The sequence below is a fragment of the Roseovarius amoyensis genome, assembly GCF_003260265.1.
In the GTDB taxonomy this organism is placed as follows: Bacteria; Pseudomonadota; Alphaproteobacteria; order Rhodobacterales; family Rhodobacteraceae; genus Roseovarius; species Roseovarius amoyensis.
On sequence record NZ_QITQ01000003.1, the window covers coordinates 261,612 to 282,961 of the forward strand.

Annotated in this window: 22 protein-coding genes; 12 read left to right on the forward strand and 10 right to left on the reverse strand. The window is 64.6% G+C overall.

Annotation, left to right across the window (positions count from 1 at the left end; genetic code table 11):
- Positions 1-147 precede the first annotated feature (147 nt).
- Positions 148-1,659, forward strand: a complete 1,512-nt coding sequence (gene gatB, locus DL899_RS05085; RefSeq protein ID WP_111732889.1) for an Asp-tRNA(Asn)/Glu-tRNA(Gln) amidotransferase subunit GatB — start codon at positions 148-150, stop codon at positions 1,657-1,659.
- Between the two features lie 216 nt (positions 1,660-1,875).
- Here gatB and DL899_RS05090 read toward each other — a convergent pair whose 3' ends face one another.
- The 5 genes from DL899_RS05090 to DL899_RS05110 form a co-directional block, all read right to left on the reverse strand.
- Positions 1,876-2,358, reverse strand: a complete 483-nt coding sequence (locus DL899_RS05090) for a thioesterase family protein (protein WP_111732890.1) — start codon at positions 2,356-2,358, stop codon at positions 1,876-1,878.
- Between the two features lie 77 nt (positions 2,359-2,435).
- Positions 2,436-4,103: an ABC transporter permease gene (locus DL899_RS05095; RefSeq protein WP_111732891.1), complete on the reverse strand. Its 1,668-nt coding sequence runs from the start codon at positions 4,101-4,103 to the stop codon at positions 2,436-2,438.
- Positions 4,104-4,191: 88 nt separating this feature from the next.
- On the reverse strand, positions 4,192-4,572 hold the full coding sequence (locus DL899_RS05100) for a DUF6746 family protein (RefSeq protein WP_111732892.1): 381 nt from the start codon (positions 4,570-4,572) through the stop codon (positions 4,192-4,194).
- Between the two features lie 48 nt (positions 4,573-4,620).
- Entirely contained in the window at positions 4,621-5,280 is a 660-nt protein-coding gene (locus DL899_RS05105) for a Fe2+-dependent dioxygenase (RefSeq protein WP_111732893.1), read from the reverse strand.
- A gap of 12 nt (positions 5,281-5,292) precedes the next feature.
- Positions 5,293-6,126: a hypothetical protein gene (locus DL899_RS05110; protein ID WP_111732894.1), complete on the reverse strand. Its 834-nt coding sequence runs from the start codon at positions 6,124-6,126 to the stop codon at positions 5,293-5,295.
- A 321-nt stretch (positions 6,127-6,447) separates the two neighbouring features.
- Between DL899_RS05110 and DL899_RS05115 the strand changes: the two genes are divergently transcribed.
- From DL899_RS05115 to DL899_RS05135, 5 genes are all read left to right on the forward strand, one after another.
- Entirely contained in the window at positions 6,448-7,986 is a 1,539-nt protein-coding gene (locus DL899_RS05115; protein ID WP_111732895.1) for an ABC transporter substrate-binding protein, read from the forward strand.
- Positions 7,987-8,134: 148 nt separating this feature from the next.
- On the forward strand, positions 8,135-9,121 hold the full coding sequence (locus tag DL899_RS05120) for an ABC transporter permease (RefSeq protein WP_239494608.1): 987 nt from the start codon (positions 8,135-8,137) through the stop codon (positions 9,119-9,121).
- On the forward strand, positions 9,118-10,026 hold the full coding sequence (locus DL899_RS05125; RefSeq protein ID WP_111732896.1) for an ABC transporter permease: 909 nt from the start codon (positions 9,118-9,120) through the stop codon (positions 10,024-10,026). The genes DL899_RS05120 and DL899_RS05125 overlap by 4 nt, the downstream gene beginning before the upstream one ends.
- Complete coding sequence (locus DL899_RS05130; RefSeq protein ID WP_111732897.1) at positions 10,026-10,994, forward strand: ABC transporter ATP-binding protein; 969 nt, start codon at positions 10,026-10,028, stop codon at positions 10,992-10,994. Before DL899_RS05125 ends, DL899_RS05130 begins: the two co-directional genes overlap by 1 nt.
- Entirely contained in the window at positions 10,991-11,962 is a 972-nt protein-coding gene (locus DL899_RS05135; RefSeq protein ID WP_111732898.1) for an ABC transporter ATP-binding protein, read from the forward strand. Before DL899_RS05130 ends, DL899_RS05135 begins: the two co-directional genes overlap by 4 nt.
- Positions 11,963-12,228: 266 nt before the next feature.
- On the opposite strand, the gene DL899_RS05140 is transcribed toward DL899_RS05135, so the two are convergent.
- Entirely contained in the window at positions 12,229-12,702 is a 474-nt protein-coding gene (locus DL899_RS05140) for a hypothetical protein (RefSeq protein ID WP_111732899.1), read from the reverse strand.
- Entirely contained in the window at positions 12,699-12,863 is a 165-nt protein-coding gene (hemP, locus tag DL899_RS05145) for a hemin uptake protein HemP (RefSeq protein WP_111732900.1), read from the reverse strand. Before hemP ends, DL899_RS05140 begins: the two co-directional genes overlap by 4 nt.
- Before the next feature lie 298 nt (positions 12,864-13,161).
- Here hemP and DL899_RS05150 point away from each other — a divergent pair, with 298 nt between their 5' ends.
- The 3 genes from DL899_RS05150 (at position 13,162) to DL899_RS05160 (ending at position 14,801) form a co-directional block, all read left to right on the forward strand.
- Complete coding sequence (locus DL899_RS05150) at positions 13,162-13,638, forward strand: NUDIX hydrolase (RefSeq protein ID WP_111732933.1); 477 nt, start codon at positions 13,162-13,164, stop codon at positions 13,636-13,638.
- Positions 13,639-13,708: 70 nt separating this feature from the next.
- A complete protein-coding gene (locus DL899_RS05155; protein ID WP_111732901.1) occupies positions 13,709-14,146 on the forward strand; it encodes a DUF1178 family protein in 438 nt (145 codons plus the stop codon).
- Between the two features lie 10 nt (positions 14,147-14,156).
- Positions 14,157-14,801, forward strand: coding sequence for an SDR family NAD(P)-dependent oxidoreductase (locus DL899_RS05160; RefSeq protein ID WP_111732902.1), 645 nt, complete (start codon positions 14,157-14,159; stop codon positions 14,799-14,801).
- An 89-nt stretch (positions 14,802-14,890) separates the two neighbouring features.
- Here the strand turns inward: DL899_RS05160 and ribD are convergent, their stop codons facing one another.
- Together ribD and nrdR are read right to left on the reverse strand one after the other, a co-directional pair.
- Positions 14,891-15,985: a bifunctional diaminohydroxyphosphoribosylaminopyrimidine deaminase/5-amino-6-(5-phosphoribosylamino)uracil reductase RibD gene (ribD, locus tag DL899_RS05165; protein ID WP_239494609.1), complete on the reverse strand. Its 1,095-nt coding sequence runs from the start codon at positions 15,983-15,985 to the stop codon at positions 14,891-14,893.
- On the reverse strand, positions 15,982-16,485 hold the full coding sequence (gene nrdR, locus DL899_RS05170; RefSeq protein WP_111732903.1) for a transcriptional regulator NrdR: 504 nt from the start codon (positions 16,483-16,485) through the stop codon (positions 15,982-15,984). Before nrdR ends, ribD begins: the two co-directional genes overlap by 4 nt.
- A 274-nt stretch (positions 16,486-16,759) precedes the next feature.
- Here nrdR and DL899_RS05175 point away from each other — a divergent pair, with 274 nt between their 5' ends.
- The 3 genes from DL899_RS05175 (at position 16,760) to DL899_RS19580 (ending at position 19,347) form a co-directional block, all read left to right on the forward strand.
- Positions 16,760-17,794: a hypothetical protein gene (locus DL899_RS05175; RefSeq protein ID WP_162685509.1), complete on the forward strand. Its 1,035-nt coding sequence runs from the start codon at positions 16,760-16,762 to the stop codon at positions 17,792-17,794.
- A gap of 18 nt (positions 17,795-17,812) precedes the next feature.
- Positions 17,813-18,751: an AEC family transporter gene (locus tag DL899_RS05180; RefSeq protein ID WP_111732905.1), complete on the forward strand. Its 939-nt coding sequence runs from the start codon at positions 17,813-17,815 to the stop codon at positions 18,749-18,751.
- A gap of 416 nt (positions 18,752-19,167) precedes the next feature.
- Positions 19,168-19,347: a hypothetical protein gene (locus DL899_RS19580; RefSeq protein ID WP_204355251.1), complete on the forward strand. Its 180-nt coding sequence runs from the start codon at positions 19,168-19,170 to the stop codon at positions 19,345-19,347.
- A 234-nt stretch (positions 19,348-19,581) separates the two neighbouring features.
- Here the strand turns inward: DL899_RS19580 and DL899_RS05190 are convergent, their stop codons facing one another.
- Positions 19,582-20,412 (reverse strand): protein NO VEIN domain-containing protein, encoded by an 831-nt coding sequence (locus DL899_RS05190; RefSeq protein WP_111732906.1) that lies wholly within the window; start codon positions 20,410-20,412, stop codon positions 19,582-19,584.
- Positions 20,413-21,350: the final 938 nt, after the last annotated feature.

Consider the following 21,350-nt stretch of genomic DNA (forward strand, 5'->3'; position numbering starts at 1 on the left):
TGCCCCCGCCGCGCCGAACGCGCCTTTCTGCGGCGCTGTGAACCGGCATGCAGAATTGCCCCCCACCCGACGGGCACCGCCCTGCCCCTTGCCCGTCCACCCGGGCCGGTCTAGAACCCGGATCGACACGCAAACGGAGCGGCGCGCATGCTTGACCTGACCTACGAGGCCCCCAAACCCAAGGTGATCGCCGGGGCCAAACACGACTGGGAACTGGTGATCGGGATGGAGGTGCACGCGCAGGTGGCCTCCAACGCCAAGCTGTTTTCCGGCGCCTCGACCCGGTTCGGGGCCGAACCCAACTCGAACGTCTCTTTCGTCGACGCGGCCATGCCCGGCATGCTGCCGGTGATCAACGAATTCTGCGTCGAACAGGCGGTGCGCACCGGGCTGGGGCTGAAGGCCGAAATCAATCTGCGCTCGGCCTTTGACCGCAAGAATTATTTCTACCCCGACCTGCCGCAGGGCTATCAGATCAGCCAGCTCTACCACCCCATCGTCGGCGAAGGCGAGGTGCTGGTCGACATGGAGCCGGGCATCGCGCGGCGCGTGCGGATCGAGCGCATCCACATGGAACAGGACGCCGGCAAGTCGATCCACGACATGGACCCGAACATGTCCTTTGTCGATCTCAACCGTACCGGCGTCTGCCTGATGGAAATCGTCAGCCGCCCCGACATTCGCGGCCCCGAAGAGGCCGCCGCCTATGTGGGCAAGATGCGCCAGATCCTGCGTTACCTGGGCACCTGCGACGGCAACATGCAAAACGGCAACCTGCGCGCCGATGTCAACGTCTCGATCTGCCGCCCCGGCGATTATGAAAAGTACATGGAAACGCAGGATTTCAGCCATCTCGGCACCCGCTGCGAGATCAAGAACATGAACTCGATGCGCTTCATCCAGATGGCAATCGAGTACGAGGCGCGCCGCCAGATCGCCATCGTCGAGGCCGGCGGCGAGCTGGTGCAGGAAACCCGCCTTTTCGACCCCGACAAGGGCGAAACCCGCTCGATGCGGTCCAAGGAAGAGGCGCATGATTATCGCTATTTCCCCGACCCCGACCTGCTGCCGCTGGAGATCGAGCAGGGATGGGTCGACGCGATCAAGGCGTCGCTGCCCGAACTGCCGGATGAAAAGAAGGCTCGCTTCGTGATCGAATTCGGCCTGTCGGAATACGACGCCGGTGTGCTGACGGCCGAGGCCGAAAGCGCCGCCTATTTCGAGGCCGCAGCACAAGGCCGCGACGGCAAGATGGTCGCCAACTGGGTCATCAACGAACTGTTCGGCCGCCTGAAGAAGGAAGGCCACGACATCACCGACAGCCCGGTTTCCCCCGATCAACTGGGCGGGATCGTTGACCTGATCGCATCGGATGCCATTTCCGGCAAGATCGCCAAGGACCTCTTTGAGATCGTCTATACCGAAGGGGGCGATCCGGCGCAGATCGTCGAGGAACGCGGCATGAAACAGGTCACCGACACCGGCGCCATCGAGGCCGCGGTCGACCAGATCATCGCCGACAATCCCGCGCAGGTGGAAAAGGCGAAGGCCAACCCCAAGCTGGCGGGCTGGTTCGTGGGCCAGGTGATGAAGGCCACCGGCGGCAAGGCCAACCCCAAGGCCGTCAACCAGATCGTCACGGCAAAGCTGGGGCTCTGAGAAAGGCCATTCTCCGGGGCCGCCGCATGTCGGCAAACCTCAGACCGATGCCGCAACGCTGATTGGGCGCGATCAGAACACGTTGAAAACACCCGCCCCGGGCCTGATCCGGGGCCCCGAAGTGCCGGCATTACAGGCTCTGGGGCCGGTGCGGGTGTCTGATCTGCTGCGCTGCATTGCCGGCACCCAATTCACGCGGCCCGGCGACACCCCGCCTCATCCCTTGCGGGGAATGCCTATCTGTCGGCCCACCCCCTCGGGCAGGGGCAGCCCGGCATGCGCCTCGGCCAGGGCCCGCAGCCGCGCTTGGATGGCCTCGGGCATCGGCGCCACCTTTGGCCCGTCCAGGTTGACATGCAGCGTCAGCCCCTCGCCGGTGGCCGACAGCCAGCCATCCTGATGATAGAGTTCCTGGAACGTGTGAAAGCGTTTCTCGTCATGGTCGATGATCCGGATCGTCGAGTACAGCTTGTCACCCAGCTTTACCTCTTTCAGATAGCGGATGTGGAATTCCCCCGAAAAGGTGGTGTGGTTGGTGTTGGCCCGGTACTGCGGCCCGAATCCCAGCTGCTCCCACAGATCGTCCCCGCCGCGGTCGAACAACACCGAGTAATAGGCCATGTTGAGATGGCCGTTATAGTCGATCCAGCCTGGCTCTATCTCCAGCAGGGACGATCGGAACGGGGTGGGGTCTGTCATGTGTCTTGTCGCTCCTGCCTCGGGTCACGCGCAAGATAGTGTCAGGGCGTGGCGGGGTGCAACGCGAAACCGCGCGCTCAGCCCGCCGTCATCGCCGTGCCCAGCCGGGCGGCGCGCCCGCCCTGCCCCTCGCTGCCCAGAGACCGGCACAGAATCGCCACCGGCACCAGCCCGAACGCCACCAGCACCAGCGACGGCACCGCCGCCTCGGCCAGGCGTTCGTCGGCGGCCAGGCGGTGGGCCTGCACCGCCAGCGTCTGGAAATTGAACGGATGCAGGATCAGCGTCGCGGGAAGTTCCTTCATCGCGTCGACAAAGACGATCAGCAGCGCCGTCAGAACCGAGGCCCGCGCCACCGGCAGGTGCACCCGCCACAGCAGGCGCGGTCCGCTTTGCCCCAGCGACCGGCCGATGGCGTCGTAATGGTGCGGAATGGTCGCCATGCCGCTGTCATAGGCATTCAGCGCAGCGGCCATGAAGCGGGCGGAATAGGCCACCACCATCAGCCAGATCGACCCAGTAATCAGCAGCCCGGTGTCGATGCCGAAACGCGCCTCCATCGCCGCGTCGATAAGGTTGTCGAGCGCGGCCATCGGCACCATCAGCCCGACCGCGATCACGCCCCCCGGCACGGCATAGCCCATACCCGCGCCGAGCACGATCAGCTTTGAGGTACGGGTGGGCCGGGTGCGGGCGCGAAACCCGATCAGCACCGCGCCGATCACCGTCAGCACCGCCGCGACCCCGGCCACGGTGACCGAGTTGCGCATCAGCCCCACATAGCGCGGCGACAGCAGGTCCTGCCCCGACCCAAACGCCATCGTCCCCAGCATCACCACAGGAATGACAAAGCCCAGCAGAACCGGCAGCAGGCACAGGCCAAAGGCCAGCCATCCGGCGGCGCCGGTCAGGCGGGGGCGTTCCATTGCCTCGAACCGCACGCCGCGCCCGGCGGTGCGCGCCCGGCCCCGCTGCGCGCGTTCCAACCCCGCGACCAGCAGCGCGAACGCCAGCAGGCACAACGACAGCTGCGCCGCCGCCGGGCGGTCGCCCAGGCTGAACCACGCCTGGTAGATGCCGGTGGCAAAGGTCTGGACGTTGAAGAACGCGACGGTGCCATAGTCGGCGATGGTTTCCATCACCGCCAGCAGCGCGCCCCCGGCAATGGCCGGCCGCGCCATCGGCAGCGCCACCCGCAGGAATGCCTGCGCCGGGGACCGCCCCAGCGTGCGCGCAACCAGAAAGGCGTTGGCCGATTGCTGCCGGAACGATGCCCGCGCCAGCAGATAGACATAGGGGTACAGCACCACCGTCAGCATCAGCGCCGCGCCGCCCAGGCTGCGCACCTCGGGGAACCAGTAATCGCGCGGCCCCCAGCCGGTGACATCGCGCAAGAGCGTCTGCACCGGGCCGGGGTGATCCAGCAGATAGGTATAGGCATAGGCCATCACATAGGCCGGAAACGCCAGCGGCAGCGCCAGCGCAACCTCCAGCCAGCGCACACCGGGAAAGCGATAGACCGTGACCAGCCATGCCGTGACCGACCCGATCACGGCGGTCGAACCGCCGACGATCACGACAAGGATCAGCGTGGTGCGCGCATAGCGCGGCATCACCGTCGACAGGACCTCGGACCAGGTTTGCATATCGCCGGTGAACGCCGCCAGCACAGCGGCCAGGATCGGCGCCACGCAGACGGCGACGACGACCCAGGCAAGGCGGTGCAGAAGGTTTTCGGTCGTCATCGGGGCTCCGGTCGGCGGCAGCGGTCAGGATACGGGATTTGCCACAGACCGCCGCCGGATACCAGCGTCAAGCCGGACCGTCCCCGGCCTAGCGGTCGAGCAGTTTCGCCGTTTCGAGGTAAACCTCGCCCACACCTTTCAGCCGGGCCGGGTTGTCGCCCTCGGACGACAGGTGGACCTCTTCCAGAACGGCGGGCAGCGCGCCCAGTTCTTCGTTGATCCTGGCCAGCGCCACCTCGATCGTATAGGTCAGCTGGTGCACTTCTTCCATGTCCTGCCCTGTCAGCGGATCACGCGCCAGCACCTCTTCCATACGGCGGTTGTAGGTGACGAAGTTGTCCATCGCCTGCGCCAGGGTTTCGGACGGTTCGGGTTCGTAATGCGATACGCCTTCCTCGGCCATGCCCGGCGTCATGCCGGCAAACGCGATAGCGGCGGAAGCGGCCAGGATTTTCAGTGTGGTCTTCATGTCTGTTTTCCTCGGGGTTGGAATGTCTGGCTGCCTGGTGCGTCGAGGTCAGTCATCGGCCCACATCCGCATTAGGTTGCTTTTTGCCTTGAAAAGCCGGTCGAATGCCGGCGTCTTGCCTTGTTGGTCGAACAGCGCACGCGCAGCGACGTCGAGATCGTGCAGCACCTCGCGGCGGGCGGGGTCGCGCACCCAGCTGGTAACCCAGCCGACCACGGCCATGCGTTCGCCGCGCGTGACCGGCTCGACCCGGTGCAGCGCCGAGGTGGGGTAAAGCACCATGTCGCCGGCCTCCACCCGGATCACGCGATCCTCCATCGCGTCCTCGATCACCAGGCCGCCGCCCTCGTATTCCTCGGTACTGCTGAGCGGCAGGGTAAAGGACAGGTCGGTGCGCGCGCCCTGCATGATCGGGTCATCGACATGGGTTCCGTATTCCATCCCCGGCCCGTAGCGCGACACCAGCATCCGGGCGAACCCGCGCGGGCGCGCGACCGAGCGAAAGACCTCGTTCGCCATCAGCCGCTTGCGCACCTGTTCCAGCACGGCCTCCAGCGCCTCGCCCGGGCTGGCCTGCAGGTTGGCCTTGACGTCGCGGGCATAACGGCCGGCGGTGGACTTGCCGTCGGTAAAGTCCAGCCCCTCCGCCGCCTCGTGCAGCGTGGCCAGCATGTGCTTGTCGAGCACGTCACCGATGACAATGAACATGGGGCAGCGTTCCTATTTCAGCCGGACCGCGGCGAATTCCATCCGCGCGGCGGCGCCGAAGATCGCGCCCGGGTCCATGTTGAAATCGCCCTGCCCCTGAAGATCCCCAAATACAGTGTCGGTGGCCATGACCGCATCGAGCATCTTTTGCGCGGCCTTGGCGACATCGGCATCAGCGCCATCGGTCATTACCGTCAGCCGGTCGCGCACCACCTGCAGAAAGCCCCAGCTGTCCTGGTATTCGTGCAGGTTGGCCAGTTTTCCGCCCTCGGTGGCGACGGTGTATTCGTCGCCCGCCACGCGGGTCAGCGCGATCAGCCCGGCGATGCGGTGCGCAACGGGGGCGTCGGCGCGGGCCTCGTCGATGGTGGCGGCGACGCGGTCATATAGCTGGCTGATCTCGGCCATGGGTGCCCCGGCCTCTGCCGCGTCGGCCAGCGCGGTGATCTCGGCCTTCAGCCGATCAAGACCGCGTTCGGCCAGCGGCGCGGCGACGGCGTCGTATTTTTCCTTGATCGGGTGGCCCATATGGGTGCGGGCGGCGTCCAGGTCGCCCGCCTCGTAGAGCGCCAGACCGGCGCGCAGGTGGCCCTGCATGAAACCGAGGTCGCGCATCAGCGCGGCGGTCGGGTCCGGCACGGCGCCCTCTCCGCCTTCACCCTCGCCCTCGCCTTCGCCCTCACCCTCGCCGGCGGCCAGCAGCATGTGCCCGGGTGCGTGCCCGTCCTGCGGCAAAATCGGCGCGGCCGCAGCGGCGGCCCCGGTGACGGCGGCCGCGAGCGTGCCCAGCATCAGGGTGCGGCGCGCGACGATCTCGCGGCGCGGCTTGTCGGTTTCGTCGGTCATGACTTCCGTCTCCCTGCATTTTCCGAGTCTTTTGTTTGGTAAGCCGAGCAAAAAAGCAGGTCAACTGTTTCCTAGTACTTTTATCGGGAATTGACGGAGGGGCAACGCCCACCCGCACCTATTACAGAGCAACCCCTTTACCAGATGGTAAAATTTGCGATTAGGCCTTGGAATGAAACCGTTTCTCGCCACATGCCAGCACCTGACGTGACGGAAGCTAGGCTTTACACAAGTCCGGAATCAGGACTACCTTGCGACAATGTGTCGGGGGCCGGTTGCCATGCGGCCGGGACGTGCCCCGTTCAGTTCAGGGAGAACGATATGAACATTCTCAGAAACCTGGCGGCTGCATCCGCGATCGTGCTGGCGGCGGCCGGCATCGGTTCGGCGCAGACGCTGAATTTCGCCTATGACGCCGACCCCGTCTCGCTCGACCCGCACGAGCAGCTTTCGGGCGGCACGCTGCAACTCAGCCACATGGTGTTCGACCCGCTGCTGCGCTGGAACAAGGACCTTGGCTTTGACCCGCGCCTGGCCGAAAGCTGGGAACGGGTTGACGACACCACAGTGGTGTTCAAGCTGCGCCAGGGGGTGAAATTCCACTCCGGCAACGACATGACCGCCGAAGACGTGGTCTGGACAATCGAGCGGCTGAAAGCCTCGCCCGACTTCAAGGGGCTTTTTGCCGGCTGGACGTCGGCCACCGCGCTTGACGACCACACCGTCGAGATCAAGACCGACGGACCCAGCCCGCTGGTGCTGCACACCGCCACCTATGTCTTTCCGATGGACAAGGCCTTTTACGAGGAAGGCGGCGCAGAAATCGCCAAGCATGGCGACAGCTTTGCCAGCCGCAACGTTTCGGGCACCGGCCCCTTCATCGTGGCCGAGCGCGAACAGGGCGTGCGCGTCGTGTTCGAACGCAACCCCGACTATTGGGACACCGACAGCCCCGGCAACGTGCAGACCGCAATCCTGACCCCGATCAAGGAGGCGCCCACCCGCGTCGCCGCGATCCTGTCGGGCGATGTCGACTTTATCGCGCCGGTGCCGCCCACCGACCTGGAACGCATCGAGGGCGACGCCAATGTCGACCTGGTGACGATGACCGGCACCCGCATCATCACGCTGCAGATGAACCAGAACCGCAACGAGGCGCTGGCCAACGTCAAGGTGCGCCAGGCGATCGTTCATGCCATCAACAACGAAGGCATCGTCGAGAAGATCATGAAGGGCTTCGGCACCGTCGCGGCGCAGCAATCGCCCAAGGGCTATGTCGGCCACAACCCCAACCTGACGCCGCGCTTTGACCTGGACAAGGCCAAGGCGCTGATGGCCGAAGCGGGCTATGCCGACGGGTTCAAGGCGACGATGATGTGCCCCAACAACCGCTACGTCAACGACTACAAGATCTGCGAAGCGGCGGCGGCGATGCTGGCCAAGATAGGCATCGAGATCGACCTGACCACCATGCCCAAGGCGCAGTACTGGCCCAAGTATGACGAACGCGCCGCCGACATCATGATGATCGGCTGGCATTCGGACACCGAGGACAGCGCCAACTTCAACGAGTTCCTGACCATGACCCCCAACGCCGACACCGGTCGCGGGCAGTACAACTCGGGCAACTACTCGAATGAACAGGTGGACCAGCTGACCCTGGACTCGCTGACCGAGACCGACCCGGAAAAACGGGCCGAGATACTGCAGCAGGTGGAAAAAATCCTCTATGACGAGGCCGCCTTCGTTCCGCTGCACTGGCAGGACCTGGCCTGGGCCGCGCGCAAGGGCGTCGACATCGAGCCGGTGCTCAACGTGATGAACTTCCCCTACCTGGGCGATCTGGTCATCGACGAATGATCGAATGACGGTGGGCCGGGCCAAACCCGGCCCACCGGTTTCCTGACCGTCCCGGGGTTGACCCGAGACCGCTTTCGGACTTACGAGACCCCGATCAAATCCGGGGCTCGACGCCCCCCTTCAGCCGCTGCCAGAGAAACCCGCGCCGATGCACATTATCGCCTTTCTCATCCGCCGCGCGGTCCAGGCCGTGATCGTGATGTTCGTCATCTCGCTCATCGGATTTTCGATCCAGGACAACCTCGGCGACCCGCTGCGCGAACTTGTCGGCCAGTCGGTCTCGGAGGCCGACCGCGAGGCGCTGCGTGACGAGCTGGGCCTGAACGACCCCTTCCTGGTGCAATACGCCCGCTTTCTCGGCAATGCAGTTCAGGGCGATCTTGGCACTTCGTACTTTTTCAAGCGCCCGGCACTGGACGTGATCCTGGACAAGTTCCCGGCCACGTTCGAGCTGGTCCTCGGCGCCACATTCATCTTTGTCGGGCTGTCGATCCCGGGCGGCATCTATTGTGCCATCCACCGCGACAGCTGGTTGACGCGGATCATCATGACCGGCTCGATCATCGGCATATCGGTACCGGTCTTTCTGACCGCGATCATGCTGGTGTGGCTCTTCGGGGTCGAACTGGGCTGGTTGCCCGCCTTTGGCCGCGGCGACACGGTCGAGCTACCCTGGGGGTGGGACACCGGTCTCCTGACACTTGACGGATGGGCACACCTGGTCCTGCCCTCGATCGCACTTTCGTCGATCATGCTGCCGCTTTTCATCCGCCTGATCCGGGCCGAGATGATGGAAACCATGGGCACCGACTATGTCCGTTTCGCCCGCGCCAAGGGATTGTCGACCGCACGGGTGCGCTATGTGCATGCGTTCCGCAACACGCTGCTGCCGGTGGTCACGGTGGGCGGGCTGATGATCGGCACACTGATCGCCTATACCATCCTGACCGAGACCGTGTTCCAGTGGCCGGGGATGGGTTTTCTCTTTCTCGAGGCGGTGAACCGGGTCGATACCCCGCTGATCATCGCCTACATCATCGTCGTCGGGCTGATCTTTGTCGTCGTCAACACCATCGTCGATTTCGTCTACACGCTGATCAATCCGATGGTGAAACTGCCGGGGGCCAAGGCATGATTACCTGGCGCGGTGTCCTTTCACGTTTCCTGGGCGATCCGGTGGCAATCGGTGCCGGTGTGGTGCTGCTGGTGCTGGTTCTGATGGCGGTCTTTGCGCCGCTTCTTGCGCCGCAAAACCCCTATGACCTGATGCAGATCGACATCATGGACAGCGAAATGCCCCCCGCGTGGCGCGCAGGCGGGGATGAACGTTTCCTTCTGGGAACCGACACGCAGGGCCGCGGGGTGCTGAGCACCATCATGTACGGCACGGGTATCTCGCTGCTGATCGGCGCAGGCGCGGTGGTGGTGCAGGCGGTGCTGGGCATCACCCTGGGGCTGATCGCGGGCTATCGCGGCGGCTGGGTCGATGCCTTCCTGATGCGGCTGGCCGATATCCAGATGTCGCTCTCCACCCTGATGATCGCGATCATCGTGCTGGCGATCTTTTCGGCCGGCTTCGACGCCAACACCTATGCAGATTACGCCATCTTCATGCTGATCCTGATCATCGGCGTGGCCGAATGGCCGAAATTCGCGCGCACCGTGCGGTCATCCGTTCTGGGCGAAAAGAACAAGGAATATGTCGATGCCGCCCGCGTCATCGGCCTGCCGCCGCGGCGCATCATGTGGGGGCATATCCTGCCCAACACGCTGACGCCGGTGCTGGTGATCTCGACCATCCAGGTGGCCGAGGCAATCATGACCGAGGCGGCGCTGTCATTTCTCGGGCTGGGGATGCCGGTTGACAGGCCCTCGCTGGGCTCTCTCATCCGCTCGGGGTTCGAGTTCATCTTTTCGGGGTCATGGTGGATCACCTTCTACCCGGCAATGGTGCTGATCGCGCTGGTGCTGGCGCTGAACCTGCTGGGCGACTGGATGCGCGACGTGCTGAACCCGAAACTGCGGCGGGGAGAGGACTGATGCCGATGCTCGAAGTGCGCGATCTGCATGTCGCCTTTCCGCAGGGAAAAACCGACGAGGTCGAGGCCCTGCGCGGCGTCGATCTGCACCTGTCCAAGGGCGAGCGGCTGGGCGTTGTCGGCGAATCCGGCGCCGGCAAGTCGATGCTGGCCTTTGCCATCCTCAACCTGATCGCCGAACCGGGGCGCGTCAGCGATGGCGAGATCATCTTTCACGGCCAGAACCTGCTGGATCTGAGCGAACGCGAAATTCGCCGCATCCGTGGCAACCGCATCTCGATGATATTTCAGGACCCGATGGTGACGCTGAACCCGGTGCTGACCATTGGCACCCAGATGATGGAAACCCTGCGCGCCCATCGCCGAATTTCCGATGCCGAGGCGCGCCGGCTGTGCATCGAGAAACTGAAAGAGGTCTCGATCCCCTCGGCAGACTCGCGGATGGAGGCCTATCCGCATGAACTCTCGGGCGGGCTGCGCCAGCGGGTCGTCATCGCCATCGCGCTGCTGACTGACCCCGAACTGATCATCGCCGACGAACCGACGACCGCGCTCGACGTCACCATCCAGGCCGAGATCATGGCCCTGATCCTCAAGCTCTGCCGCGAAAAGGACGTGGCGCTGATCCTGATCACCCACGACCTGGGCGTCGTGGCCGAGGTGACCGAGCGGATCATGATCATGTATGCCGGCAAATGCGTCGAAGAGGGGCCAACCCGGCAGATCATCGACGCGCCACGCCACCCCTATACCTATGGCCTGTTGCGGGCGCTGCCGCAAAAGGTCGGGCGCGGTCAGCGGCTTTACCAGATACCGGGCTCGATGCCACCCATCACCGCCCTGCCCTCTGGCTGCGCCTATCACCCGCGCTGCGAGCGTGTCACCGACCGCTGCCGCCGTGAAATCCCCGAACTTGGCGACGGCACCGCCTGTTTCAGCCCGCTCACCCCGGTCGAGGCTGCATCATGACCGACACGCCCATCGTCGAAACCCGCGGGCTGGAGGTCCGCTTTCCGCTGCCGACGCATTTCCTGTCGCGCGAAAAGCCGGTGCTGCACGCGCTCAACACCGTCGACGTGGCCATTCGCCCCGGCGAAAGCTTTTGCGTGGTGGGCGAATCCGGTTGTGGCAAGACCACGCTGGGGCGCACCATCATCGGGCTGCAACGGCCCACAGCGGGCGAAGTGTATTTCCGCGGCAAACGCATCGACACCATGGACGAGACCGAACGCAAGCCAATACGCCGCGACATGCAGATGGTGTTCCAGAATCCATATGCCTCGCTCAACCCGCGCCGCAACGTGTTCGACACGCTGGTCGAACCCGTCCGCCACCTGATGCCCGAGATGAGCGCGAGCGAGGCCCGCACCCGCGTCGAAGAGGTGCTTGACGCCACCGGTTGCGACCCCAGCTGGCAGCGCCGCCTGCCGCATGAATTTTCCGGCGGCCAGCGCCAGCGCATCGCCATCGCCCGCGCGCTGGTCACAAACCCCGCCTTCATCGTCGCGGACGAACCGATTTCGGCGCTTGACGTCTCGATCCAGGCGCAGATCCTCAACCTGCTCAGCGACCTGCAGGCCGAACGCGGGCTCACATACCTTTTTATCACCCATGACCTGTCCGTGGTCGAACATTTCGGTACCCGCGTCGCGGTCATGTACCTGGGCCGGATCATGGAGCTGGCCGAAACGGCGACGCTGTTTTCGCGGCCCAGCCACCCCTATACGCAGCTGCTGCTCGAGGCGATACCCAAGCTCGAAGGCGGCTCTTTCGACCGGCCGCACCCGCCGGGCGAGTTGCCTGACCCGGTCAACCCGCCGCCCGGCTGCCCTTTTGCCCCGCGCTGCCCAATCGCGGTGGCGCGCTGCCGGTCCGAGCGGCCGGAACTGCGCAAGCTCAAGAACGGGGCCGAGGCCGCCTGCCACCTGGCCGAATAGGCGGCAGCGCCGCCCCTGCCCTGCTTCTTTCTGGTTTCAAATACCCATGTCGCACCGCCCCCGCCCCCGCTGCGGGTAAGCCCGTGGCGCGCGACGGGCACGAAAACGCCCGCCCCGATCACGGGCCGGGCATCATGGCGTGCAGATGATCATGGCGCTTTCTTCCGGGCCGTCGTGACGGCCCTGCTGTCATGTGACGAATGCACGGCGCACGACACGCTTTTCAGATGCAGCCAAAACCATGTGCCGTACCCCCTTGCCCGTGTCTAATGGACAAGGCTGCTGGCCTGTTCAAACAGCGCCCGTGGCCGCGCCAGGTCGGCGCGCATCAGTTCCAGCCCCGTACACCGGGCGGCCTCGGTAAAGGGCAGCAAGAGCGGCCCTTCGATCATCAGCGCGCCGACCAGCATCGCATCCTCGCGCTCTCCCGTTGCGGCCAGCATGACGAAATGGGCGAACACCGCCTCGTCCGAGCTGACGCAGGAGCAGGCCAGTTTGTGCCGCATCAGCCGCCGGCGGCCGTGACGCGCAAGGGTGGCGAATATCTCTTCCAGCCCGTCCAGTATGGTCTGCGCCGCCTGCGCCCCCATCCTTGCATCAAGCATGTGGGCGATACGCGCCATCCCCTGCGCATCGCCCGACCAATAGCGCAACGCCTTGACCAGCAATTGCTCCGGCCCCGTCAGAGTGTCGATGGCGGCCACCGGAAAGGCGCCGCGCATGTCGCGGTGATGTTTCATTTTGTCAGGATCAGCTTGCCGGACCGGGTGATCCGAAGGGTGTAAATCTGCCCGTCCAGCGTGATCGAGGCGGTTGGCCCCTCGCCAATCAGCTTGCGGGCGTCGTATTGCGGCTGCACCGTAGTGTCGAATTCGGTGGCGGACTTGCGCAACGGGATCATGGCGCGCCCCCTTCGGCAACGGGCTTTGCCGTCTTGCCTGGCCGCCGTGCGTGTCCGAACCGTTGCTCTGTCATCGACTTGTCCCCTTGTCTGAAGAATTATGGCGTGATGGCTGCCGGGTTTCGGTCGCTGGGATTAATCTGACAATTTTAATCTGACATGTCAATTCTGATTATTTTACTTGGATTACGACTCAGGCACTCAAAGACGGGTGCAAATCCGGACTGGCCAGATACGCCGTGCTCTGCCAAAAAAGACTGCGAATCGCCACATGGCCCGCCACGAAAGGCACGCCCGCATGACGCGTCACGAGCTTAGCGAAGGGCCCATTTCGCTCGAGTCCGGGCGCAAATCCGACCTGCGCGCGCAATTCGCCGCTCTGTGCTATCGCATCCGGGGGAAAAAGCCCGAAATCCTGATGATCACCACCCGCGGAACCGGCCGCTGGATCATTCCCAAGGGCTGGCCCGTCGATGGCTGCACCCCGGCCGAGGCCGCCCTGCGCGAAGCGTGGGAAGAGGCCGGCGTCACCGGTCGCGTCACCGGGCCGGGCCTGGGGCTGTTTTCCTTTCGCAAGGTTCTGCCGACCGGCGAAGAGGCGCCCTGCGTGGCGATGGTCTATCCGGTCGAGGTCGCAAAGCTCGCCCGCGACTACCCCGAAAAGGGAATGCGCCGGCGCAAATGGATGCGCCGCAGAAAGGCCGCAGGCTGCGTCACCGACCCCGAACTGGCACGTATCATAAGGGCATTCGATCCCGCCGGGCCGAGCGGCTGAACACCCGGATGGCTTGATTTGCGCCGCCGGGCGTATATGTAGTCCGGTGACTATACCGGAGCCCCAGAACGTGATTCAGTTCAGTCTAAAATGCGATCAGGGCCACCAGTTCGACAGCTGGTTCCAGTCCGCCGACGCCTATGACAAGCTGGCCAGGGCGGGCATGGTGTCCTGTTCCGTCTGCGGCTCGACCGCGGTGGAAAAGGCGCTGATGGCGCCCAGGGTTCAGGCCGGCCGCGACAGCGCCGACACAACACCGCCCGCAGGGCCGCTTTCCACCCCGGCAAGCGCCGCCGAACAGGTGCTGGCCGAGCTCAGGCAGCGGATCGAGACGAATTCCGAATATGTCGGCATGAACTTCACCCGCGAGGCCCGCGATATCCACGAAGGAACCGCGCCCGAGCGCCCCATTCACGGCGAGGCCCCCCTCGAAGAGGCCCGCAAGCTGATCGAGGACGGAATACCGGTCACGCCGCTGCCCTTCCGTCCCGGCCGCAAAACAAACTGAGGCAATCGCCATGCATGTTGTCATCACCGGCGCTGGCCGGGGTATCGGAAAGGCGCTGCGCAACCGCTACAGCGCCGGCGGACACAGGGTGACCGGCACCGCCCGCTCGGGCGGCGAGGCCGTAAAGCTGGACGTCGGCAGGTCAGAGGATTTCGGCGCGCTCGACAAGGCCCTGTCGGACGATGCGGTCGATCTGCTGATCTGCAACGCCGGTGTCTATCCGGACAAGGGCCAGACCATCGAGAGCGGTTTTTCCCCCGCCACCTGGGCCGAGGCGCTGACCATCAATGTCACCGGCGTGTTCCTGACCGTGCAGACCTGCCTGCCGGCGCTGATGCGGGCCGAGGGCGCGCGCATCGCCATCATCTCAAGCCGCATGGGCAGCCAGGAACTGGCCGGCGGGGGTAGTTATGCCTATCGCGCCTCCAAGGCGGCGGCGCTGAACCTGGGGCGCAACCTGGCGGTCGATCTGGCCCCGCGCAGCATTGCCGTTGGCATCTATCATCCCGGCTGGGTGCGCACCGACATGGGCGGCAAGGGGGGCGATGTCAGCATCGATGAAAGCGCCGATGGCCTGGTGCTGGAATTCGGGCGGCTGAACCTGGCAACCAGCGGATGTTTTCGCAGCTACGACGGGCGCGATCTGCCCTTCTGAGGCGACACCAACTCTGTCATGTTCAATCGAAAGCACCCGCACCGGGCCTGATCCGGTGCCTGTAACGGTCAGAATTGGCGTGATACGCTCTAGTCCCGCAGCCAGCGGTGCAACACGTCGCCGCCGACCTGCCGGACCTCGGCCAGTCTGAATCTGTGCGCCTCGGCCAGCTCGGAAATCCCCATCGCGCCTACCGCCGGCAGGCCCTCGGCCCCCAGCGCCATACCGGCAGTAAAGCCCGCCAGCTCGTCCGCCATCCCTGCCGACAACAGCGACGCGGCCAGCGCCGCGCCGCCCTCGCAAAAGATGCGCGTCAGCCCGGCCTGCCCCAGCGCCGCGCACAGGCTTTCGGGGTCCAGTTGCCGCCCGGCCACCGCGCAGGGCACCAGCCGCGCACCGCGCGCCGCCCATGCGGCGCGGCGATCCTCGTCCACATCCGGGCCGTGGCACAGCCACAGCGGCACATCACCCGCGCTGCGCGCCAGTTTTCCGCCCTCGGGCAGCTCCAGCCGGCGTGACACGACCACCCGAACCGGCTGATGCGCCATGCCCATCCCGCGTACCGTCAGCATCGGGTCATCGGCGCGCGCGGTGCCGGCCCCCACCATCACCGCATCGTGGCGCGCCCGCATCGCGTGCACATGGCGGCGCGCCTCGGGCCCCGTTATCCACTGGCTGGCCCCGCTCGCAGTGGCGATGCGGCCATCGAACGAGGTGGCAAGCTTGAGCGTGATCCAGGGCGCGCCGCCGGCAGCGCGGCGCAGAAATCCCCGCAGATCGGCGCCGGCCTCGTCTGCCAGAACCCCGGTCGTCACCTCTACCCCGGCGGCACGCAGCATCGCCAGCCCCTGCCCGGCGACGCGGGGGTCGGTGTCCTCGACCGCCACGACGACTCGCGCCACACCGGCCGCAATCAGTGCCTCGGCGCAGGGCGGGGTCTTACCGTGATGGGCACAGGGTTCCAGGCTGACATAGGCTGCTGCGCCGCGCGCGCCCTCGCCGGCCTGCGCCAGCGCCACGACTTCGGCATGCGGGCGCCCGCCCGGCGCGGTCGATCCACGCCCGATGATGCGACCCGCACGCACGATCACGCAGCCCACCGCGGGGTTGGGCCAGCACCGCCCCTGCCCACGCCGGCCCAGTGTCAGCGCCAGCCGCATGAAGCGGATGTCGGCGTCGTTCACTTGCCGGCGGGTTTTTTGTCGGCCGCCTCTTCGGCGACGCTCTCGGCGATGTTCGGCCGCAGCTCGCTGACAAACTTGTCGAAATCGTCTGCCGCCTGAAAGTTCTTGTAAACGCTGGCAAAACGCACATAGGCGACGGTGTCGATCCGCGCCAGCGTTTCCATCACGATCTCACCGATCGCCTTTGACTGAATGTCGGTGTCGCCCATCGACTCCAACCGCCGCACGATGCCCGAGATCATCTGTTCGATCCGCTCTGGCTCGATCGGGCGTTTCTGCAGCGCAATGCGCACAGAACGTTCCAGCTTGTCGCGGTCGAAATCCTCTCTCCGACCGTTCGATTTGACGACGACCAGATCACGCAGTTGCACCCGCTCATAGGTGGTGAAACGCCCACCGCAGGCCGGACAAAACCGCCGCCGCCGGATCGAAACGTGATCTTCGGCAGGACGCGAGTCCTTTACCTGAGTATCAATATTTCCGCAAAACGGGCACCGCATAGCCCCAGCCCCTTTTCTTCTCTGCCTCGCTTGGTCGTGGGTCTTACGCCCAGTCGCCCACAGCGACTATAGGCCAGCCTCAAGGTTTTGGGTAGGGGGGAATTTCGACCTCTGCATGTAGCAGTGCGCGGCGGGATTGACAGGGTTCGGCACGGCTGCATGAAGCGGGCGATACGCCTGACCGGGTTTTCATTCATAATCCGCACCTGTAATTCTTGCCCGTGCGTCCGGTCGCCAACGGATCGGGATCGCGCATATCGGAGATCACCCACCAATGAGCCGAACCTGTATTCTTCACGCCGGCATGCACAAGACCGGCTCAACCTCGATCCAGGTCGCGCTTGACGGCTATGCCAACGACCGGTTGATCTATGCGCCGCTCGCTTCCAGCAACCATTCCTTTGCAGTGATGGATCTGTTCTCTGGTCGCTCCGAAGCAGCTTTGAACGAGTTTTTTGCCAGCAGGGCATCGCAGGATTACCTACAACGGCGCACCACACTGCGCGGTGATTTTCAGACCCTGCTGGAAACCGACCGACGTGATCTGCTGATCTCGGCCGAGGAACTGACCGGCCAGATGCTGCAGGGCGATGGCATCGACATCCTGCTGGCGGCGCTGCGCCCGCATTTCGACCGCATCCGGCTGATCGCCTATGTGCGCGAACCCAAAAGTTTTGTCATCAGCATGCAAAACCAGAAGCTGCGCGAACGGATCACCGATTTTGACCCCGCACAGTGGTATCCCGGCTATCGCGCCAGATTTCAGCCCTGGATCGACCGGCTGGGCGCGGAAAATGTCGAACTGGTGCTTTATCATCGCTCGGCGCTGGAAGGGGGCGACGCGATCCGTGACCTGGCCGGGCGCGTGGGCGCGCTGCTGGGCAATGGCGACCAGCGCAACGTCAACATCAGCTACAGCGCCGAGGCGACCGCCCTGCACCAACTCTGGCTGCGCCGGCTGGGCGATGCACAGCTGTCCTTTCGCGCCCGGGCGGCGATTTCCTATGGCAAGCGGCGGGTGACCGAGTTCGGCCAGACCCCGTTCGGCATAGATCCCGATCTGCTGTCGCGGATCGCCGCCAGCCAGGCCGACGATATCCGCTGGATCGAAGACCAGCTTGGATGCACCTTTCCCGAGCACCGGCAGAAACCCGACGCGCGGCTGTTCCATGACCAGGCAGAGCTGATGGCCTGCGCAACCGAGGCCGAAGCCACGTTCTGGCACCAGATCCGTGCCTGCTGGCGGCCATGGAAGGACAGTGTCCTGGCAATCGAGGCCGGCGCGCGCACCCTGGCCGGGCAGGACTGAACGGGAAAGGCACCGCATATGGCCCAGATCCTGCTAACCGGTCTCTTGCCCGTGGTGCTGCTGGTGGCGCTGGGCGGTGCGGTGCGCGCGCGGCTGAGCGAAAACGCCTGGGCGGGGCTGGACCGGCTGAATTTCGAGATCCTGTTCCCGGCGCTGATCTTTGCCGCCGCCGCCAGCCGGCCGATCGCGCCCGCCAGCCTGCTGGTGGTCGGGCCGCTGGTCTGGGCGGTGCTGGCGCTGGGGCTGGCGCTGGGCTGGCTGGCGCGCCCGTTCGGGCCCGAGCGGTTTCTCGATTTCGCCGGCGGCTGGCAGACGGCGTGGCGGTTCAACACAGCGCTGGGCTTCGTGATCGTGGGCGCCCTGCCCTCGGCCGATCTGGGACTTTACGCGGTGGCCATCGGCATGGCGATCCCGCTGGCCAACATCTTTGCCGTCACCGCCCTGTCGCGGGGCGAAGGGCTGGGTGCGATGGGCGCGCTCAGGCGGGTGGCGCTCAACCCCTTTCTGCTGGCCAGCCTTGCCGGCGTCGCGGTGGGGCTGTCGGGGGTGACGCTGCCACGCCCGGTACTGACGCCGATAGAGATGCTGGCCGGCGCGGCCATTCCCATCGCGCTGATCTCGATCGGGGCGACGCTGCGCTGGGGGGCGCTGGCGCGGCTCGACCGGTTTTCGCTGATGCTGGTATCGACCAAGCTGGTGGCGCTGCCGCTTGCCGTCACGCTGGCGGCGCTGGCGCTGGGCAGCCACGCGCCCATCGTGCCGGTTTTGATCGTGTTCGCGGCGCTGCCCACGGCCTCGGCCGCGCATGTGCTGGCGGCGGGGTTCGGCGCCGACCGGAGGCTGGCGGCAGGGCTGATCGCGCAATCGACGACCCTGAGCGCACTAACGCTGCCGGTCTGGATGACGGTGGCCGAGTGGATGGCGGGTGTGGAAAGTGTGGCAAGTTTGGCGGGCTGAAGCCCGCCCTACGCCCGCTACGCCCGCCCCTGCGTCGGTTTCGCGCGGCAGGGAAACACACCAGCCGGCCGTCTGACGTCAGCGCCAATGGGCCAGTTCAGGTCGATTTGGTAAGGGGGCTATCTACCTAGCTAGCCTTGAACAGTTCCGCCCCGCCATAGAGCAACTTCGTCCTGCAGACCGAACTCTGGCTTCGGTTCAACACTTGCTCCCTTGCCAAGGAAACCGATCACGAACCAACGCCGGAAATCCGCTTGTTCTGGCGGGCATTGGCGAGCACGAGGCGATCATCGACGAGCAACTATGGGACGAGGTGCATGAGGCGATCGTGAACAACCGGTCCGGGGGGGGGCACTGCCAAGGAACCTTCACCGCCGCTGCTGCGCGGGCTGATCTTCACCGAGACCGGCGTCGCGATGACCCCGCACCACACGAAAAAGGGCACGCGTCACTATCGTTACTATGTCTCGATGGACGTGGTCGAGAAACGTCCCAAGGCAGAGTTGCCCGGGCCACAGCGGCTGCCCGGCGGCGTGATCGAGGATGCCGTGGTCGGCGAAATCCGCCGCCTGCTGCGCGCCATTGGCCGCGCATGAGACTGGCGACGCAGGCTGGAGCGCGGCGACGTCACCACCATCGCCGATCTTGCCAGAGAAGAAGGCATCTCCGACCGCTATGTCAGCCGCGTGATCCGGCTGGCATGGGTTGCGCCATTGGTACTGGAGCGGCTGGTCCTGCGGAGAGAGCCCACGGTGCTGTCGATTTTCGACCTTTGCGGCTTGGCGGAGCTGCCGTGGGTCGAGCAGCCGGAGCGGGTGTTTGATTGAGGGTCAGTGAAAACTGGCCTGAAAACTCGTGGCGGTCAGCGACACGTGGGCATCGAGCGGCGGGCGCAGTTCGAACGCCTTCGGCTCCCGTGAAAAGTGATAGAGCCGCATGAGGCACCAGTCCGCCCGCCGTTCGTCGGCAACAGACAGCTCGTTCCGCGAAATATGGAATGGTGTGCGTTCCCAGCCGTTGGTCGTCTTCACTTCGATCAGACGGAGCCGACCATCCGGCGCATAACTGGCGATATCATACCCCGCGCCATCGCCATCCTCCTCTGAGACCCATCGCACCTTTGACGCAAGATCAGAGCGCCCGGAGCCAGCCAGCACCGCTTTCTCATGCGCCAGCGCGCGTTCCTCTCCCGCCCGGCCAAGCGCGCGGTTGCGCTCGTCACGCTCCGCCACATCGAATTTGCGGGCGGTGGCGATGGTTTGCTCAAGTTCAGCCGGAGGCGGTTGGTTGCTGAGCGTCGGGGGCGGTCCAATCCAAAGTTGAGCCGCCTCGCGGAGGCCCATCGCGGGCCGGTCCGGAATGCGGGACAGCCAGCCGGGGTTGAGTTCCAGCCAACGCGCCACCGCCTCTTCTAGTGTGCCCTGGTAGTTTTGCGCGGGCTTGTAGCCGGGGATCCAGTCCTCTCCGAGTGCCCGGAGAACCGCGCTAATGTTCTGGTGCTTGAACTCAATCGAACTGCGGTTGCGGTCGATCTGTGCCTGAAGATCGCGATTGTGCGCGGCCTTGTTATAGGACTGGCCAGCAAAGTCCGCAGACAGCATCGCGAAGTAGTCCGCGACGATCAGGTCATTTTCTGCGTCTGTCCAAGGCCCGTTCGACATGCAGCCAGGCTAGACACGCGAAAATCATTTGTCATCAGCAATTTCCTTGGGGGATTGGGATGCGAACCCACCTAAGAAATCCGCCGATTTACGCTGCCATCGGCGAGCAACGCGCCTACTGCGTGTTCTGGCTATGTTACCTTCGGCGTCATTCAGATCGCGGCTTTAGGTTTTGGCGGAGTTCGGCGGCAGAGCCCCGAAATACAATGGGAAAACGGGACCGAACCGGAGCGTGCGAAGTTCGCCCAAACTGAGATTGAGGGACATTCTGAGCCCAAACTCAGCCAGGCGGCGCATCTAAGAGGTTCGGTCGGTTCACGCAAACCTCCTTGAATATAACGGAAAAATCCGTGCCCGTCAGGGCGCTGTCACTGGTTCGCAATGGGGGTAGTGGCGGGCCGAAGCCGATGAAAAAGAGAACTACACCTACGCTATACCCCTCTAAATGATCAACGGGCGGGCCTGACAGCCGCGGAATTTCTTCGAACTGTTTTTTAGTTTGCCGAGAATGCCGCCATAATTATCCAAGTTATCAACTTGCATATGTGTCATAGAAATTCCGTTGTGTATCGAAGAACTGATTGAACAGGACTTCTGACCGCTTCGTTTGGGCAGTCCACAACTCCGCTATCTCCAAAGGGATCAGTTTCTCAGCGTCGTGCATATGCCTGAGAGCCGCAAGGGAAAACATCCAGAGACTGCCTTGGTCAGACATGATCCTCGCGGCGTGTGATGCCTCCAGAATCGGCAGCTCGTCTTTGCTGCGCAGCGCGCGATCCAGCATGAGATCGAGTGCAGCGTCGTCAGCATGTGTCTGACGTCAGCACCTGTGGGACAGATTTGAGGATTTGAACACCGGAGGGGTTCTGGTTCATCGTAGCCTTTAAGGAGCGAAGATGAACAAGAAACCCGGAACATCAAAGGACAGCGCCGACAAG

Bases quoted from the DNA above. Each gene is read 5' to 3' on its own strand.
- DL899_RS05100 (WP_111732892.1), bottom strand. From the start codon at position 4,572: ATGAAGACCACACTGAAAATCCTGGCCGCTTCCGCCGCTATCGCGTTT.
- DL899_RS05105 (WP_111732893.1), bottom strand. From the start codon at position 5,280: ATGTTCATTGTCATCGGTGACGTGCTCGACAAGCACATGCTGGCCACG.
- DL899_RS05180 (WP_111732905.1), top strand. From the start codon at position 17,813: ATGGCCCAGATCCTGCTAACCGGTCTCTTGCCCGTGGTGCTGCTGGTG.
- DL899_RS05175 (WP_162685509.1), top strand. From the start codon at position 16,760: ATGAGCCGAACCTGTATTCTTCACGCCGGCATGCACAAGACCGGCTCA.
- DL899_RS05150 (WP_111732933.1), top strand. From the start codon at position 13,162: ATGACGCGTCACGAGCTTAGCGAAGGGCCCATTTCGCTCGAGTCCGGG.
- DL899_RS05190 (WP_111732906.1), bottom strand. From the start codon at position 20,412: ATGTCGAACGGGCCTTGGACAGACGCAGAAAATGACCTGATCGTCGCG.
- gatB (WP_111732889.1), top strand. From the start codon at position 148: ATGCTTGACCTGACCTACGAGGCCCCCAAACCCAAGGTGATCGCCGGG.
- DL899_RS05160 (WP_111732902.1), top strand. From the start codon at position 14,157: ATGCATGTTGTCATCACCGGCGCTGGCCGGGGTATCGGAAAGGCGCTG.
- DL899_RS05115 (WP_111732895.1), top strand. From the start codon at position 6,448: ATGAACATTCTCAGAAACCTGGCGGCTGCATCCGCGATCGTGCTGGCG.
- DL899_RS05135 (WP_111732898.1), top strand. From the start codon at position 10,991: ATGACCGACACGCCCATCGTCGAAACCCGCGGGCTGGAGGTCCGCTTT.
- DL899_RS05140 (WP_111732899.1), bottom strand. From the start codon at position 12,702: ATGAAACATCACCGCGACATGCGCGGCGCCTTTCCGGTGGCCGCCATC.
- nrdR (WP_111732903.1), bottom strand. From the start codon at position 16,485: ATGCGGTGCCCGTTTTGCGGAAATATTGATACTCAGGTAAAGGACTCG.
- DL899_RS05130 (WP_111732897.1), top strand. From the start codon at position 10,026: ATGCCGATGCTCGAAGTGCGCGATCTGCATGTCGCCTTTCCGCAGGGA.
- DL899_RS05120 (WP_239494608.1), top strand. From the start codon at position 8,135: ATGCACATTATCGCCTTTCTCATCCGCCGCGCGGTCCAGGCCGTGATC.
- DL899_RS05090 (WP_111732890.1), bottom strand. From the start codon at position 2,358: ATGACAGACCCCACCCCGTTCCGATCGTCCCTGCTGGAGATAGAGCCA.
- DL899_RS05110 (WP_111732894.1), bottom strand. From the start codon at position 6,126: ATGACCGACGAAACCGACAAGCCGCGCCGCGAGATCGTCGCGCGCCGC.
- DL899_RS19580 (WP_204355251.1), top strand. From the start codon at position 19,168: ATGACCCCGCACCACACGAAAAAGGGCACGCGTCACTATCGTTACTAT.
- DL899_RS05095 (WP_111732891.1), bottom strand. From the start codon at position 4,103: ATGACGACCGAAAACCTTCTGCACCGCCTTGCCTGGGTCGTCGTCGCC.
- DL899_RS05125 (WP_111732896.1), top strand. From the start codon at position 9,118: ATGATTACCTGGCGCGGTGTCCTTTCACGTTTCCTGGGCGATCCGGTG.
- hemP (WP_111732900.1), bottom strand. From the start codon at position 12,863: ATGATCCCGTTGCGCAAGTCCGCCACCGAATTCGACACTACGGTGCAG.